Raw genomic sequence first — 16,109 nt, 5'->3', positions numbered from 1 at the left:
TAGCTCCATCACGTACGTTTTGCGCACCAGGAAGTGTATAGCTACCGCTAACATCATTAGTAACTGTACTGTCACCCTGATTATTATTAGTGGCTCCGCCAGTTGGCGTGCCCAGATTTTGATCAAACCTAGTTAAATTATTAGCATTAATAACACTCATTAGCGTGCTAGCATATGTTGGTGAGGTTGCATATCCATCCCGTTGCAACATCTGGGTAACTTGGTAAGCATCCCGAACCCCAAGCAAATTAGCATACCGCGAGTTCACATATAAGAAATTTCCATGATCCATAATACTTTCAGCAAAGCTTGGATAGGCACGGAATTTGTCATAAATCGTAATATAACGGCCATTCACAAATTCTTGTGTTTTTTGAATTGTATACTGCCCGTTGTATTCACCCTTAATTCCAAAGAGGTTGTTTCCAGGTGCAGAACCACCCCAACCACTTTCAACAATTGCTTGGGCAATCGACACACTTGGTAGTACACCATATCGGTTCCAAGTTTCAATTGCCCCAGCGGCCAATGAATCAATGAACGCAGAATGATTATTTGTAGCACTAACCAACTGAGCTACCCAGCGATCCTGACCAGCATAATTGGTGTAGTGCAACCACGTATAACCATCAGCACTTTGTTGTCCATCGTAATTAATCGTGTCACCAGCATTTAACTGTCCGGTCACGTTATAGCCCAGTCCAGCTCCATCACGCACATTTTGCGTTCCACTAACCGTGTACGTACCGCTAACAGAATTTGTGTCAGCTGCTGCTAGACTAATCACTGGAGTTGCCGTCTGCTGAGTAACTGGTTCCGTTTGCTGGTGATCCGTTGACTTTACGTCAGCTTGATTGGAAGTAACCGGGTGTTCATCCGTCGTAACTGTAGACTGATCATTCGTTTTTACCTGTTGGTCAGTGGTGTTAGGATCTGTCGAATTGGTATTGGTTTCAGTTTTGGTTGGTTCTACCACTGATGTTTGTTTTTCCTCGTTTGGTGCGACCGTGTTTGTGGCTGCATCAGAAGTTGTTGGCTGATCCGCCAACTGATTAGTTTCAGCAGTTGCAGTGCCATCTGTGCCCACTGACTGATCGGTAAGATCTTGTTCTTTAGTAGCGCTAGGCTGTGACGGCTCCGTTGCAACGTTCGGTTGCTGGTCCTTTTTCGAATCCGTCGTCGCAGCTGGTTCATCTGAAGGCTGCTTATTGGTTTGCTCGGTAACTGACTTTGTCTGGTCAGTCGGAGCGACGGCTTCCTGCTCAGTGGTAGAATCAGTTTGATTCGAACCGTTGTCCGTTGGAGTTTCCGTCGTTCCTGCTTCCTGGTGGTTAGCTGGGGCTGAAACCGCTGCATCCTTAACTGGTGTTTGTGTTTCAGCGTGCGTGGGATGACTAACTGCGAATAAAGAAGTAGATGCGAAGGTCACTCCCATTGCAATTTTTAGCCAACCATGCTTTGACTTGGCTAACTTTGCTCTGGTTTTATGTTCACCAGTGGCAAATACCATTTTATTGTGTGCTTTTGTATACTTATCCATATGTGTCCCCTTTAAACAATAAATCTATCTATTCTAACTACCTTATTGTAGCTTAAAACATTATCACATAAACATTACGAATTTTTTACAAAAAAACAACCGCAATTTTAAAATCGGTTGTTGGAAAAGAGAACATCATTATGTCAGCGGCCAGTCCCACGGATTTTGGTGCCACCGTTGTAACTTTTGTGCTTCTTCAGTAGTAAGTAACTGATCAGCTGTTGCCTGCTTTATTAATTCTGGATAAGTCAATAATGGATAAAATGGTATTTTTGCTTTAGTAAAATTCTGGTGGGCATCAGGAAAACCGTACGAAAAAATCGATACCACTCCTAAAACGTTCATGCCAGCTTGTTGTACCGCTTGAGTGGCACGCAAAACGCTACCACCAGTTGAAATTAAATCATCTAAGAGAACTACCTGATCCGTCGGCTGCACCCGTCCTTCAATCATTTTCCCGGTTCCATGATCTTTGGGCTTAGACCGCACGTAAATTAATGGCAACTGGAGCCGATCAGCAATTAAAGCTGCTTGTGGAATCCCGGCCGTTGCAACCCCACCCACAACTGAAACTGCTGGGAATTTTTTTTGAACTAATTCTGTGAGTGCTTGTGCTAAATTAGTTCGTAAGCTTGGATTTGAAATGGTTAAGCGAAGATCCGTATAAACTGGCGATTGAATCCCGCTAGCAAAATGAAAAGGCTGATTCGGATTAATTTTTATAATTTGGTCCTCTACTAACTGCTGCAAAATTCGTGATTTTAAATCAGACATTTTCCCCTCCCTGGTCTTGCCATGCTTGTTGGTAACGTTGGTAAGCAACAACTGGGTTATCACTTTGCGTAATGGGTCGACCCACTACGATCGCATCAGCTCCTGCTTGCGACGCTTGCATGGGAGTCGCCACCCGTTGCTGGTCTGCCACGGCATCACTTGCTAGTCTTATTCCAGGAACGACCAATTTAAAATCATTGGGAACATGGGCTCGCAAAGCTTTGACTTCCAAAGCTGAAGTAATTACCCCATCACAACCAGCCCGAACTGCCAGTTGAGCCAATGCGATTACCTGTTCCGTCATTGGCAACTGACAATGCTGCTCGCTAGCTAGGTCAGTCGCTGAAATCGATGTCAATTCTGTCACCGCCAACAGCTGTGGACGAGGTTTTTGCGCTGCCTTGGCTCCCCGGTCCAGTCCGCGGCGAGCAGCTTGCATCATGGTCGTTCCCCCTAAAGCATGGACCGTTACTTGGGCAACTCCCAAGCGACCTAGTTGTTCCAGTGCTTTTTCAACGGTATGCGGGATATCAAATAACTTTAAATCTAAAAAAACGGCTGACCCTAGCTCTTGAATTTCGGTCACAACCTGTGGTCCATAACGATAAAATAATTCCATTCCGACTTTAACGTTTGCAGGTACGTTAGCTGTAAAGCTCTGGAGAAAAGTAGTGGCATCTGCTAATTCAGAAAAATCTAATGCTACCATCAGCGGTTTGCTCATTATCAATCACCTCTCAAATCAAAAGGCACTTCTCAAATTCCAGAGAAGTGCCTACCCATCGCGCTATTATTGCTAATTTGGCTTCTCTGAACCAATTAATTTTTAGATTATCAAAATTATATTATAAAATCGGTAGTTGTACAAATTACATTTTAATGCTCTTGAGTTGTGCAGTGGTTCTATCCTTGCTTTTAGGTAATCTATTAATCCCAGACAGTGACCAATCAGGTAGGACAACTGATAATAAGATGACCTCGATCAAAAAAATTCATCAATTTCTCTTATTTTTTAAATTAAAACGTAATTCTAAATAGCCACCTTATTTATAATCTTTAAACACAAACTGAAAATATCACCACAAAGTTTCCCTTGCACATAATTTTATATTAGTTTAATTTAGCAATAAATCAGAATCAATAAAAAAGAGCCACTAAAACCTAACATTTTCCCTACTTGATTGGTTAACTAGCCTATCGCTGTGTTATAACCAGATTCCATGTAAAATCCCCAGAAATACGTACGATGATAGTAAATCAACCGAGTCTGTTATCTCAGCCGTCATGACCTAGGCAGGCTAAGAAAAGAACCTAGTAGTCAGATTTATTGTTCGATTGATCGGTGGCTGTGAATTGTACCACCCGGTCAGAAAGTTTAATTTGGGAGGTTCCTCATGAAAAATCATTCTAGCCAGCATTTTCCTATGACCAAGCGCCAAAAACTAGTGCTTTTTTCAGCTAGTTCTGGCTTTGGTCTTGAAAATATGGACGTCCTCTTCTTGTCTTTTACCCTCAGCTCACTGATTGCTGAATTTCATCTTACAACTGGAGCTGCTGGACTAATTGGTACCATTACTAACTGGGGCATGCTACTTGGTGGAATTTTATTTGGCTGGCTGGGTGACCGTTTTGGCAGGGTTCGCATCTTTTCAGTTACCATCTTATTTTTTGCAATTCCAACCGTTCTCATGAGCGTTACTACTAATCTAACCCAAATCTATTTTCTTCGACTACTTGCCGGCATTGGCGCCGGTGGCGAGTACGGGCTTGGCATTACGCTGGTTGCAGAGACGTTCCCACAAAAAATGCTCGGACGCTTGTCGTCATTAACCGCTTTAGGCGGACAGGTCGGGGCGGCACTGGCTGCCATTTGCGCTGCCTTAATCATCCCTGCCTGGGGATGGCGAGCACTATACCTCATGGCACTCCTCCCACTACTATTAATTTTCCTTGTTCGCAACAAGCTCACTGAATCTCCCAGCTTTATCAACGAAAAACCCGCTTCACGAAACAACCTTTGGCACCGTTTACGCCAAGATTTATTTGGGACAAGAACTCTCCGCAGAAATACCTTCGGTCTCATGACGATGGTTACTGTTCAAATTGCGGGCTATTTTGGTTTAATGAATTGGCTACCAACCATCGTTCAACAGCAAAGCCATTTGCAAGTTGCTGGCTCTTCTCTGTGGATGATTGCTACCATCATTGGAATGAGCATTGGCATGCTAACATTTGGAACCCTATTAGACCACTACGGTCCCCGTCGAACGTTTGGGATTTTTCTGATCGCTGCGGCAGGACTTGTGTACACGATTACGCTTGCTCACTCCATCGTGGTACTAATTATTTTAGGAGCAGTTATTGGATTTTTTGCTAACGGTATGTACGGCGGTTATGGAGCCATCGTAAGCCAACTATATCCGACCGCTGTCCGCGCTAGTGCCAATAACATTATCATGGGAACTGGCCGTGCTGTTGGTGGTCTTTCATCAGTAGTTATTGGCATTTTAATGGAACATTTCAACCTTCTAGTAGTGATGCTCTTTCTCTCCACGCTATATTTGATCAGTTTTATCGTAATGATCACGCTACCTGGTTTTAAAACTTATAATCACTAATATTACAAATAAAAAAATCCAGTTCTATGGTCTAAGTAACAGACTATGGAACTGGATTTCTTTTAATTTAAGTTCGGTTCGCGTTGCGAATATTGCAATAGATAAATTGCAACAATTACTAAAATCGCCCCAGCAATTTCAGCTAATGACAGTTTATCCTGAAAGAAAATTACACTTAAGATAAACGTCGATACTGGCTGTAGCGCATCCATCAAGCTAATGTTGGCAGATGACGTAAATCGTGAAGCATAAATTAAAGTTGAAAAGGTCAAAAGCGTTCCAAAAAATATTACTCCTAAAATTCCCAATACGGCGGCTGGTGACAATGGCGGAACCTTCGTCCAAACTGGATGGTTTAAGTTAAAAGCTAAACTAGCAATTAACGTCCCCCAACCCATTACCACGATGGGAGGATTTTCTTTACCCAGGGGGCGTGGCAAAACCACATATAGTGCTGCCGTAACTCCCGTAACCAATCCCCATAAAAATGAATCCAACGGAATCGATAGCTGACTAATATCACCCTTGGTAATTGAAAGAAAGACTCCCACAATTGCAATTACAAAGATTACTAGGTCAATTTTAAGGGGCTTTTTATGTTGAAATACAAACGACCCTAACAAAATAAAAAGCGGTGCTAGGTATTGCAGAATCGTTGTGGCAGCAGCATTCCCAGTTTGGATGCTAACATAAAAACTTCCCATGTTAGCAGCAAGTCCAAATAGCCCATAACAAACTAACAGGGCTACTGACTTCCAACTATGAAAAACATGAAAAATACGACCGCGGTAGATAATTGCACTTACCAAGAGCAGTACTAACGCGGCTCCAGTTGTTCGGGCTGCCAAAAACCAATCTGCTGGGATTGCTTCATTCTGAGAAACAAACTGAGTAATTACTCCGGCAACTCCCCACGAAACAGAAGCCAACCCAGCGAGAATGATTCCCTTAGTTCCCGAGTTGATTTTTTTTAAGCTATTGATCATCATTTTCCCTCTTATCTTCCTGCACCACCAACTGCTGGTGAGCCGTTTCTAATACTATATCTTTCACTTGAGTCTGCAAAAACCGTGCCATAGGAACCAAGCGGTGCCGTTGTTGGAAAGGTAACGGGATTGCTGTCACAATGACAACGGCAAGATGATTTTCTGTCAAAAAAACTTGCCCCGGTCGTCGGTAAGTCCCCTTCGTATGCTTACCAATTCGCCACTGATGCAGTTTACAGTGTTGGTTTTGATCCAGTTTCAGCTGATAGTCACCGGAAGCATCTTGAAAGACGGGTGCACCCCAAAACTGTAAAACATGATATTTAGCTCCCATCGTTAGGACCGCTCAACTAACTGTTGATCATGGCGTTTGTAACTTTGTAACAAATAAATTGCTAAAATAACTAGTGCCGAGCCCACCAATTCCATCAAGCTAAGTGGTGTCTTTAAAAAAATGACACTTAACAAAAACGTTACCACCGGCTGAACGGCATCAACTAGACTAACATCAGCCGAACTAGCATAGCGCATGCTATGTAGCAAACATGCAAATGGCAGTACCGTCCCGATAATTACAATTGCAATAATTCCAATGATACTTCCCATCGTTAAGGTGGGAACCCCCACCCAGACCGGCTGATGTAAATTAAAACCAATTCCAGCAATCAAGGTCCCCCAACCTAAAACTGTCAGGGGCGAGTTGTCAATCATTAAAGGACGCGGAATCACCACATAGAAAGCCGCCGTAATCCCAGAAATAATTCCCCAAAATAAGGATACCGCTGGGATTGATAACTGACTAATGTCGCCCTTGGTGATCGAGAGCACCACTCCAATCAGAGCGATTGCAAACACCAGTAATTCATGTCGATTGGGCCGACGATGAAAAAACAACAAGCCTCCCAGTAGAATAAAAAGCGGCGCCAAGTACTGCAAAATTGTAGCTGAAGCCGCATTCCCGGTTTGAACACTCAAAAAGAAAGACAACAAATTGCCTCCCAAACCAAAAATCGCATACGCAACAATTAAAAATAATGAGCGCCAAGTCTTGAAAACCTGAAAAATGCGACCACGAAATAAAACCGTACTAATCAGTAACAGGATGATTCCTGATAATAAGGTCCGAACTGATAGAAACCAGCCGGCTGGAATTTTTGCATTCTGCGATACAAACTGCAAGATAGTGCCAGAAATTCCCCAAAAAGTTGAGGCTAAAGTTGCCCATAGAATTCCCTTGACAATGTTAGCGCGTTTCCCCGAACTCTGCGTTTGCATGCTACTTACCCCTCGTACTTATAATTTATTAAAATTAACCAATCTTGTTAAGACTACTAACAATCGCCAGCATTTGTCAAACAAAACTCCACAAAAAAAGGTTCGGAAAACCGAACCCTTTTTAGGTCAATGACTGATTACTTATTCGCTGAATCGATGGAATCGCCCTGAGAATAAGTTAGCTTAATTGCAGCCGGCAAAATCACAGGCAGAATCAATACCAGAATTAACAAGCCAATGATAACGGCAATGGCAACTTGAATTAGCGTTAAGACTCCTGATGGAATCAAAGCGGCAAACGTCCCTCCCAAAATTACCGCTGCCGATAGAACAACAACTCCGATAAACTTCGATGCTGCTACTATTTTAACTGCTGGTTCATCCCCTTGATCAACTTCTTGATAACGCCTCATTAAGAAGATACTATAATCAACTCCTAAAGCAATAATCATAATAAAACTGAAGAACGGTGTATTCCAAGTCAGCATCGTTTGTCCTAAGAACAACGAACTAAATAGCCGAGCAAGCGTTAATGAAGATAAATAAGCTAATAGCAGTGTCCCCTCAATAAAGAGTGGCTGTAAAATTGACTTGGTTACAAACATGAGCGCAATTAAAATACCTATCAACATAATTACCGAAGTTCTGAAGAAATCATTTGAAGCACTTGCCTGTGTATCAGAAATCAAGGCACTTTGCCCGTTCATTGCAACCGTCGCATGATCTAGTTTTGTTCCCTTCAAATTCTGCTGAATTTGATTGCGAATCTGATTAGCACTCTTCATTGCCGCTTCGCTCGAAGGATCAGATTTTAAAACAATGACTAGTCTGGTTGCTTTGCGATCCTCAGACAAGTAATTATCAAAGGCTGGCTTTAATTTAGGATCAGTTAGTAATTGGGCCGGTAAATAAAATGTATTGGCCCCAATGGCGGAATTTTGTAAACCAGTTAAATACTGGCTGGCCTGACCCAGACCAGAATCGAGTTGCCCGAGTCCTTGCTTGGCTTGTTCCGCCTGTTGTTGTAAAGCTTTAAGCTGGGAAACTGTGGCTTGCAAATTATTTCCAATCGACTGCGTGTCACTCGCAATCCCATTTAATTCATTAGTAACTCCACTTTGCTGAGCCTGGAGCTGTTGCAGCGTTCCTGCAATCACCTGAAGCTGCGCTGCATTCAATGGTGCTCCCACGCTGGTGGCTCGTTGTTGAATGCCTCCTAAAATTTGTTGCCCGGAAACATTAGTCTGCCCTGACGTTTGTTGAATTCGTTGGAGACGTTCTCCAATCGATTGCGCCGAAGTTCCAATTGCCGCTAATTGTGCTTGATTGAAACCCTGCTGATTGGCAGTCGTCTGTGAGCGCTGAATCCCTTGCTGTGCTTGTGATAATCCTCGGTTCAATCCGTTCAGCTGATCCGTTAGATAAAACTGGTTAATACTCATTCCCGCTGGTTGCGTTAACGAAGCAACGGTTTCAACATCATCTCGTTGTTTTAATTGTCGAGTAATGCGATCAATTTCTGCCATACTTACTTGGTTATCGAGCCGATGGTCAGTTTTAATATAAACCGTTGATGGTTCTGCTGTTCCCTTGGAAAAATGTTTTTCAACCACGTTGAGACCTTGTTTCGAAGGTAATCCGTTGCTTAGTTCGACGGCACTATCGTAATTCAAAGTCCCTTTTCCCATTAACATTAACGGCAGCGTTAACAACAAGACCAGCACGATTGCTGGAATGGCAAACCGAACAGATTTACTGGATAGAAACCCCCATAGCCGACTTTCCTGCGCCTGATCCGCCAAATTTTTACTAGGCCAATACAGTTTGCTTCCTAAAATGGCCATGAAAAAGGGATTCAACGATAGCAGCACTAACAAAAGAACTGCGACTGCCACTGCAACGGCTAAACCAGAACGATAAATCGAAAAATTGGCTAGGCCAAGGGCCGAAAAACCAATTAATACTGAAATTCCACTATACCGAATGGTTTGCCCAGCGACTTTACGTGCTGCAATAGTGGCCGCTGTTTTCTCCATTCCCTTAGCCAAATTATCCTTAAATTGGTTATATAGCAGGATATTATAATCTGTTCCAATCCCAAAGAGGACTACCACCATAAAGACCTGCGTAAAGTTTGACAGCGGAAAACCAAAAAATTTAACCAGGTTCATCACCAAACTCAGCGAGATAATAAAAGAAACTCCGACCGTTAACAATGAAATCACTGGAACAATTGGCGATCTAAAAACGATAATTAATACGATTAAAATGAATATCGCTGCAATTATTTCTGTTTTCTGAATTCCTGTCACCATCGACAGCCGCATGTCATCATTTAAAATTTCAGAGCCAGTAACGTAACTGTCTACCCCATCAAGCTTAGTAGCTCGTTTCAGCTGATTATTAACTGCTTCTACCGACTGTTTCTTAGACACATTTAGTTGAACTAACTCCGTTGATTTATCCTTAGAAATCAACTGGTTACGTGCCGCTGGCGTGTTTTGAACAGACGTCATGGCTTTAATATCATATTTATCCTTATTCTGATCCAGATGTTTGATATTTTGATCAATCTTTTTTTGTTGCGCACTGGTAATGGGGCGGTCGCCATTACTATAGACCACCACTACCTGGTTAGTGTTCCCAATCCGATGACCCCAATGTTTTTGAATATTATCAGCAACTTGACTCTGCATGTTACTAGGGATAGTGGTTTGCCCCTTTTGCGCTTCCAATTTACCAATATTGGGCAAAAAGACAACTGCTGCAATCACTGCCAACAACCACAAAAACGCTACACCTGAATATTTCTTTATAAATCGATTCATTTCTTGTTCTCCTCTGGTTGTGCTTTCCAAATCAACAAACTAGCCGGAGCATGATTCAAAACGGTCACAATCACTTGTAAAATCTGTTCGGGTGGTTCCGGAACCGGTTTTGAAATCCAGTACACAATCAGTCCTAACACCTGATCAATAATTGCTTCGCGAGCATACTCTAAAGAAATTCCTACAACTGGAACCACTTGCTTGGGATGGTCAAATAGTGGCAACAAATCAGCAAAAATCACGCGCCGTACCTTACCTAAAAAATAAGGATCCCCTTGTTCACTAAACAACTGTGCAACTACCACGTGATTATGGTAAAAACTCTTAAGTGTTTCCAACAAAAAGGGGGCGGGCTGGAGATGTTGCTGATCATTTAAAAACCAACTAACTGCATCTGGCATCATCTGATCTAAATCGGAATGTAATTGCTGTAACAAATCATTCTCTACTTCGAGCAACAACGCCTTTTTATCCTGAAAATGGGTGTAAAAAGTTCCACGCCCCACCTGAGCCTGTCTGGTAATATCAGAAACATTCATCGCCTGGAGTCCCTTAGAACCCAGCAGACTAATAAAGGCCTGCTTAATGGCAGCAACTGTGTTGGTCTTGCGGATCTGTCCCACTAGCACTTCATCTCACTTTCACTTTTAGAATACGCCATTTCACTTATTAAATCAACACGTTGTCCTATTAAGCGAAAAAAAGCGTCCGATCCTTCATAAGATCCGACTGCAATTTTCAAGTAAATTTAATTTAGGCTTCCTACTGGTTGTTGGGAAATCTAGTTTGCAAGGCCAAGATAAAAACGGTGCTTAAAATCAACCCTGCTCCCATGACTTCATACATATTAAAGCTAGTCTGAAAGAACCAGACGGTCCCAATCGTCGCTGAAAGGGGCTCAAAAGTATCTAACAATCCTGCTGTAGTGGGCGAAATGTAATGCAGACTTGAAATAAAACAGAGAAATGACAACATTGTCCCAAAAACTACAATGAAAGCCACTCCTAGCCAACCAGCTAGGGTCAATCGCGGAACCTGCACCCAAAAGGGATGGATAACCGTAAATAAGATGCCTCCTAATAGCATTGCCCAACCAACCACCATCACGGTGCTAAAGTGCTGAATTAAGCGGACTGGCAACAGTGTTTGTAAGGCTCCCGCTACCGCCACTGCTAGCCCCAACCACAATGTCTTCGGACTAATTGCTAAGACCGTTAAATTACCTTTCGTGACCAGCAACCAGGCTCCCAGCAATGCAACCACCACCGCCAGCCCTTCTAAACTCGTCGGTGCTTTTTTGGTTACTATGATTGTAATTATGACAATCACAACCGTCCCCAAGCTCTGCATAATTGTGGCAGTTGCTGAGTTACTGGCTTGAACCGTTAATAGAAAAAAATATTGTACTCCACACAATCCTAAAACCGCATAAAGTAGCAACTGACCAGCATTTTGTGGACGTTGCCAAATAGTTCTTAGTGACTGATGCAATCCATACTTTGCCAAAAGCAGAAGCCCGACCCCTGCAAGCAACATTTTAATGCCCATCAGCCACGTTGTGGAAAACTTGGTATCTTGAAACAAAAACTGAGCTACCGGTCCCTGGATTCCCCACATTAGAGCGCCGGCGATTGCTAAAAAAGCACCCCGAAACATTGATAGTCTTTTTTGCAAAATCTAGTCCTCGAATCCATGTGGATGTCTTTGTTTCCAAGTCCAAGCCGTGGCGATAATTGCCTCAATATCATCGTATCGAGGTTGCCAGCCCAAAATCTGCCGAGCCTTCTGACTATCGGCAACTAACGTATCTGGATCGCCAGGGCGCCGAGGAGCAATCTTTGCTGGAATCGGTTGACCAGTAACCCGGCGTGCTGCTGCTAAAATCTCTTGGTTCGAAAAACCAGTGGAAGACCCTAGATTAAAGCTGGCAGTGGGCTTGCCCGCTTGCAGATAGTTGAGAGCCAGAATGTGTGCATCAGCTAGATCTAGGATATGAATGTAGTCACGAACATTAGTTCCATCAACCGTGTCATAATCATCGCCAAAAATCTTTAGCTCATCCTGTTGCCCTGCCGCTACTTTCAAAACCATTGGAATCAAATGCGTTTCTGGATGATGGTCTTCTCCGATTGAACCATCTTCCTTAGCGCCCGCCGCATTAAAGTAACGCAATGCCACCCCACGGATTCCGTAGGCAGCCTCCATCCATTTCATAATGTGTTCCATCATCAGTTTGCTCTCGCCGTAAGGATTGATCGGTTGCGTTTGATCATCTTCTTGGATGGGAACTCTGGCTGGGTTACCGTAGGTCGCCGCTGTTGATGAGAAAACAATTTTTTTAATCTCAGCCTTGTGCATTGCTTCTAACAATACAATCATACCAATCACATTATTATCAAAATACTTCAGCGGTTTTTCCATCGATTCCGATACTAACGAGAATGCATCCATATGGATAACCGCATCAATTGACTCAGTAGCAAACAGCTGATCCAGAAATTCACGATCACGCGTATCCCCCTGATAAAATTTAGCCGCAGGAGAAACCGCCTGCCGATGACCAGTTGAAAGATTGTCGGCCACCACTACTTCATATCCTTGCTCAATTAACCGATCAACCATATGTGAACCAATATAGCCAGCTCCGCCGGCAACTAAAATTGACATCTCACTACCCCTTCAACAAATCTTGATATTCTTTCTTCTTATTAAAAAATTCCTGCGCATACGAACAAACTGGCTTAATCTGATACTGATGGCTGCGCGCCAAAGCAATCGCTGCCAACATCAACTTACCGGCTAATCCTTGTCCACGGGCTGCCGGAGCAACAAAAGTCTTCGTAATCACCATGGCTCCTTGATCTAGATGATACGTCAGTTCGGCTTGCAAGCTGCCATCTGCTGCTAACCGATAGATACGCCCGGGTGCATTAGAAAATTCCATCGCCAGATCCTCCAATTAAACATTTTGTCTTGAATTATAGCATATCCACAGAATAGACCAACCGCTGGTTAATGCCCGTGGTTTTACAACCAAAATTGACTGGTTGTCGATTAATAACTATAATTTGCCTTAAAAGAGGAACCGTTTCAATCAATCAAAGGAGTCTTATTAATGATAAATCAAGCAGAACTTGACAGCCGCTATTCAACCTGGCTAACCGCACCACATTTACCAGTTGATTTACATCGCGAGCTGGTTCAAATGAAGGATAATCAACAGCTTCTCGCAGATGCATTTGGAACTTCATTATCATTTGGAACCGCTGGCATGCGGGGCATTTTGGGTGCGGGTACGAACCGAATGAATATCTATACGGTCCGCCAAGCTACCGAAGGATTAGCCAAGATGATGGAAACCCTCCCGGCAGCAGAACGAGAACGTGGCGTGGCAATTAGTTTTGATTCCCGCTACCATTCCTGTGATTTTGCTCACGAAGCAGCTGGAGTGCTCGGTGCCCACGGCATTAAAAGCTTTATTTTTGATGACTTGCGTCCAACTCCAGAGCTTTCATTTGCCGTCCGTCATTTACACACCTATGCGGGCATTATGATTACTGCCAGCCACAACCCAAAACAATACAACGGTTATAAGATTTATGGTCCTGATGGCGGACAAATGCCACCCCAAGAATCAGATCTCATGACAAGTTACGTTCGGCAGGTTGCTGACTTGTTCGCCATCAAAACTGTTTCTGAACCAGAACTCCGCCACAAGGGGCTTGTTCAAGTGATCGGTGAAGATGTTGATGTAGCTTACCTTGATAAAATTAAAACCGTCAACATTAATCACGATTTAATTCGAGATGTCGGTAAACAACTTAAGTTTGTCTATACGCCCCTTCATGGAACCGGAAAAATCATCACGCGGCGGGCGTTAAATCAGGCGGGCTTTCAAAACTATGACACCGTAGTGGCTCAAACCATTGCTGATCCGGAGTTTCCCACCACACCGTTTCCAAATCCGGAATTTGCTCAAACATTTGACTTAGCCATTCAACTGGGCAAGCAAGAAGCTGCTGATGTGCTAATTGCGACCGACCCTGATGCCGACCGATTAGGGGCCGCTGTGCGCCAACCTAATGGTGAATACCAGTTAATGACCGGTAACCAAATTGCCAGCGTGCTGTTGGATTACCTTCTAAAAGCCAAGCAGCGCCTTCATGATCTTCCTGAAAATGGAGTCGTTGTAAAGTCAATTGTTTCAACAGAGTTAGCCACCGCCATTGCTGATCATTATGGCGTAAAAATGAAAAACGTGTTGACCGGTTTCAAATTCATTGCCGAACAAATCAAGAATTTTGAAACCAACCATGATCACACCTTCCTCTTTGGATTTGAAGAAAGTTTTGGCTACTTGATCAAACCATTTGTCCGCGATAAAGATGCTGTTCAATCAACCATGCTTCTTGCCGAGGTGGCTGCCTTTTATAAACAACAGCAACTCACCTTATACGATGGTCTCAACCAGCTCTATCAGGAATATGGTTACTATCGTGAAAAAACAATTGCCAAAGATTTCCCCGGCCTTGACGGGCAAGCCACGATGAGCAAACTAATGAGTGAGTTTCGTGCCACTCCGATCCAGAACCTAAACGGTCAACCAGTTACCGCACTTGATGATTTCAAAACTGGCATTCGCCGTACTGCCGACGGTCAAAAAACCAAACTCGATTTACCAACTTCAGATGTCTTAAAGTATTGGTTTGCAGACGATACGTGGTTGGCAATTCGACCTTCAGGAACCGAACCTAAAATCAAATTTTATCTGGGGGTTAAAGCTCCCACTGAGGCCGAGGCTACTGAGCGCTTGACCCAATATGAAGCTGCTTTACAGCAACAATTACCACAAGCATAATAATTAAATCAAAAACGGGACGAAAAATCTAAACTGATTTTTCGTCCCGTTTCTGATTTAAAAATATAATTTCTATTTAACCCCGTTAATTGCCGATTACGCTTCTTTAGGTACCTTCCAAAAACTATCTCGATTATGCTTTGCTAAATATTGTTTAAATTCCTTAGAATGGTAGGCTTTCTGAACTGCTTTAGCCCACTTTTTATTTTGATCCTGCTTATTAATAGCCGCCACTAAATAATAGTCAGGTTTAATGTTTTCTGGTAACAACATTGTCTTAGTTGAAATCTTGGCTGGATATGCCGTTGATCCTGGCAAGATCACGTAATCAAAATCTTGACGAGAACGTGGGATTTGAACGTCCTGCATCTCTTGAATTTTTAAATCATACTTGTTCGTAGCAATATCCTTACTAGTCGCTTTGATTGGATTAACGCCCGGTTTTAAGGTAATCCATCCCGCCTTGACCATCACATTATAGGCACGAGCCATGTTAGAAGGGTCATTTGGAATTGCAACCGAATCTCCCTTAGCTACTGCTCGCAGTTGTTGCTTTCGAGCCGGATAAATTCCAGTTGGAACCGTTGGAATTTTAGTTAGTGCGACCAAATTAGCGTGCTTTTCCTGATTAAAATTCTTCATATAAGCAGTGTGCTGGTCGACATTAAGATCAGCTTCCCCATTATTAATCGCCACATCCGCCAATGACAAATCACTAAAGGATTGATTCTTTACTTTGTATCCTTCTTTTTCCAAAATTGGCTTGATTCCATTTAAAAATAAATCACTGTACGGTCCTGGCGAGGAAGCCAACCGAATGGTGTTGGTTTCGGACTGCTGTGGTTTTAACACAAACGTATAGATAAATCCGATTCCAAGTGCTGCTAGTAATGCTAAATAAATAAACTTCTTTTTCATGATTGCAATCCTCCTACGTTGTCAACTTGCTAATTACATAAATTGTCGCCACAACAGGAGCGTCCACCACGATATTTACCAAATAGTGCCACTAAAAGTTGATTCACAAGAAGCTCCTTCTCATCGGTAGCAAAAAACCGTGCTCTATCACCTAGATCACGGTTTTTTTAAGGAATTTTTCTCATCCCTTACGCTGTTGATCATTGATGAATTTCTCATAACTTCAGAATACTAATTCATGAGAAAAACATCCCTGCATTTCTCATGCTTAACTCAAAAAAGATGAACAACAACAAGCCATGGAAAACCCTC

The 16,109-nt window shown here is 42.9% G+C and carries 14 protein-coding genes; 2 read left to right on the top strand and 12 right to left on the bottom strand.

Translation table 11 applies throughout. From position 1 onward, the window contains the following. From B808_RS06335 to pyrF, 3 genes are all read right to left on the bottom strand, one after another. On the bottom strand, window positions 1-1,540 hold a 1,540-nt coding region (locus tag B808_RS06335), incomplete at its 3' end, for a glycoside hydrolase family 73 protein (RefSeq protein ID WP_191975877.1). A 138-nt stretch (window positions 1,541-1,678) separates the two neighbouring features. After that, the gene (gene pyrE, locus B808_RS02070) at window positions 1,679-2,314 is read right to left on the bottom strand and encodes an orotate phosphoribosyltransferase (protein ID WP_035421624.1); all 636 of its coding nucleotides are present in this window, start codon (window positions 2,312-2,314) and stop codon (window positions 1,679-1,681) included. After that, a complete protein-coding gene (gene pyrF, locus B808_RS02065; protein ID WP_035421622.1) occupies window positions 2,307-3,038 on the bottom strand; it encodes an orotidine-5'-phosphate decarboxylase in 732 nt (243 codons plus the stop codon). The genes pyrE and pyrF overlap by 8 nt, the downstream gene beginning before the upstream one ends. Window positions 3,039-3,708: 670 nt before the next feature. Here pyrF and B808_RS02060 point away from each other — a divergent pair. Then, a complete protein-coding gene (locus B808_RS02060; protein WP_035421620.1) occupies window positions 3,709-4,932 on the top strand; it encodes an MFS transporter in 1,224 nt (407 codons plus the stop codon). A gap of 62 nt (window positions 4,933-4,994) precedes the next feature. Here B808_RS02060 and B808_RS02055 read toward each other — a convergent pair whose 3' ends face one another. From B808_RS02055 to B808_RS02020, 8 genes are all read right to left on the bottom strand, one after another. Next, window positions 4,995-5,918, bottom strand: a complete 924-nt coding sequence (locus B808_RS02055) for a DMT family transporter (protein ID WP_009166614.1) — start codon at window positions 5,916-5,918, stop codon at window positions 4,995-4,997. Beyond that, the gene (locus B808_RS02050) at window positions 5,908-6,252 is read right to left on the bottom strand and encodes a DUF7671 family protein (RefSeq protein WP_035421618.1); all 345 of its coding nucleotides are present in this window, start codon (window positions 6,250-6,252) and stop codon (window positions 5,908-5,910) included. Before B808_RS02050 ends, B808_RS02055 begins: the two co-directional genes overlap by 11 nt. A 2-nt stretch (window positions 6,253-6,254) precedes the next feature. Further along, a complete protein-coding gene (locus tag B808_RS02045; protein WP_009166612.1) occupies window positions 6,255-7,193 on the bottom strand; it encodes a DMT family transporter in 939 nt (312 codons plus the stop codon). Window positions 7,194-7,330: 137 nt separating this feature from the next. Continuing rightward, the gene (locus B808_RS02040) at window positions 7,331-10,021 is read right to left on the bottom strand and encodes an MMPL family transporter (RefSeq protein ID WP_035421616.1); all 2,691 of its coding nucleotides are present in this window, start codon (window positions 10,019-10,021) and stop codon (window positions 7,331-7,333) included. Continuing rightward, complete coding sequence (locus B808_RS02035) at window positions 10,018-10,644, bottom strand: TetR/AcrR family transcriptional regulator (RefSeq protein ID WP_100221807.1); 627 nt, start codon at window positions 10,642-10,644, stop codon at window positions 10,018-10,020. The genes B808_RS02040 and B808_RS02035 overlap by 4 nt, the downstream gene beginning before the upstream one ends. A 139-nt stretch (window positions 10,645-10,783) precedes the next feature. Then, entirely contained in the window at window positions 10,784-11,695 is a 912-nt protein-coding gene (locus tag B808_RS02030; RefSeq protein ID WP_051393787.1) for a DMT family transporter, read from the bottom strand. A 3-nt stretch (window positions 11,696-11,698) separates the two neighbouring features. Continuing rightward, window positions 11,699-12,688, bottom strand: coding sequence for a UDP-glucose 4-epimerase GalE (galE, locus tag B808_RS02025; RefSeq protein WP_035421613.1), 990 nt, complete (start codon window positions 12,686-12,688; stop codon window positions 11,699-11,701). 4 nt (window positions 12,689-12,692) lie between these two features. Next, window positions 12,693-12,965, bottom strand: coding sequence for a GNAT family N-acetyltransferase (locus B808_RS02020; RefSeq protein WP_009166606.1), 273 nt, complete (start codon window positions 12,963-12,965; stop codon window positions 12,693-12,695). Between the two features lie 171 nt (window positions 12,966-13,136). On the opposite strand from B808_RS02020, the gene B808_RS02015 reads away from it, so the two are divergent. Then, the gene (locus tag B808_RS02015; protein ID WP_035421611.1) at window positions 13,137-14,879 is read left to right on the top strand and encodes a phospho-sugar mutase; all 1,743 of its coding nucleotides are present in this window, start codon (window positions 13,137-13,139) and stop codon (window positions 14,877-14,879) included. 96 nt (window positions 14,880-14,975) lie between these two features. On the opposite strand, the gene B808_RS02010 is transcribed toward B808_RS02015, so the two are convergent. Further along, complete coding sequence (locus B808_RS02010) at window positions 14,976-15,797, bottom strand: MetQ/NlpA family ABC transporter substrate-binding protein (protein ID WP_035421609.1); 822 nt, start codon at window positions 15,795-15,797, stop codon at window positions 14,976-14,978. Window positions 15,798-16,109: the final 312 nt, after the last annotated feature.

Source organism: Fructilactobacillus florum 8D (assembly GCF_000512295.1).
GTDB classification, from domain to species: domain Bacteria; phylum Bacillota; class Bacilli; order Lactobacillales; family Lactobacillaceae; genus Fructilactobacillus; species Fructilactobacillus florum.
The sequence above is the reverse complement of the archived record's forward strand: the minus strand, read 5'-3'. Positions and strand labels throughout refer to the sequence as shown.

Bases quoted from the DNA above. Each gene is read 5' to 3' on its own strand.
- pyrE (WP_035421624.1), bottom strand. From the start codon at position 2,314: ATGTCTGATTTAAAATCACGAATTTTGCAGCAGTTAGTAGAGGACCAA.
- pyrF (WP_035421622.1), bottom strand. From the start codon at position 3,038: ATGAGCAAACCGCTGATGGTAGCATTAGATTTTTCTGAATTAGCAGAT.
- B808_RS02060 (WP_035421620.1), top strand. From the start codon at position 3,709: ATGAAAAATCATTCTAGCCAGCATTTTCCTATGACCAAGCGCCAAAAA.
- B808_RS02055 (WP_009166614.1), bottom strand. From the start codon at position 5,918: ATGATCAATAGCTTAAAAAAAATCAACTCGGGAACTAAGGGAATCATT.
- B808_RS02050 (WP_035421618.1), bottom strand. From the start codon at position 6,252: ATGGGAGCTAAATATCATGTTTTACAGTTTTGGGGTGCACCCGTCTTT.
- B808_RS02045 (WP_009166612.1), bottom strand. From the start codon at position 7,193: ATGCAAACGCAGAGTTCGGGGAAACGCGCTAACATTGTCAAGGGAATT.
- B808_RS02040 (WP_035421616.1), bottom strand. From the start codon at position 10,021: ATGAATCGATTTATAAAGAAATATTCAGGTGTAGCGTTTTTGTGGTTG.
- galE (WP_035421613.1), bottom strand. From the start codon at position 12,688: ATGTCAATTTTAGTTGCCGGCGGAGCTGGCTATATTGGTTCACATATG.
- B808_RS02020 (WP_009166606.1), bottom strand. From the start codon at position 12,965: ATGGAATTTTCTAATGCACCCGGGCGTATCTATCGGTTAGCAGCAGAT.
- B808_RS02015 (WP_035421611.1), top strand. From the start codon at position 13,137: ATGATAAATCAAGCAGAACTTGACAGCCGCTATTCAACCTGGCTAACC.
- B808_RS02010 (WP_035421609.1), bottom strand. From the start codon at position 15,797: ATGAAAAAGAAGTTTATTTATTTAGCATTACTAGCAGCACTTGGAATC.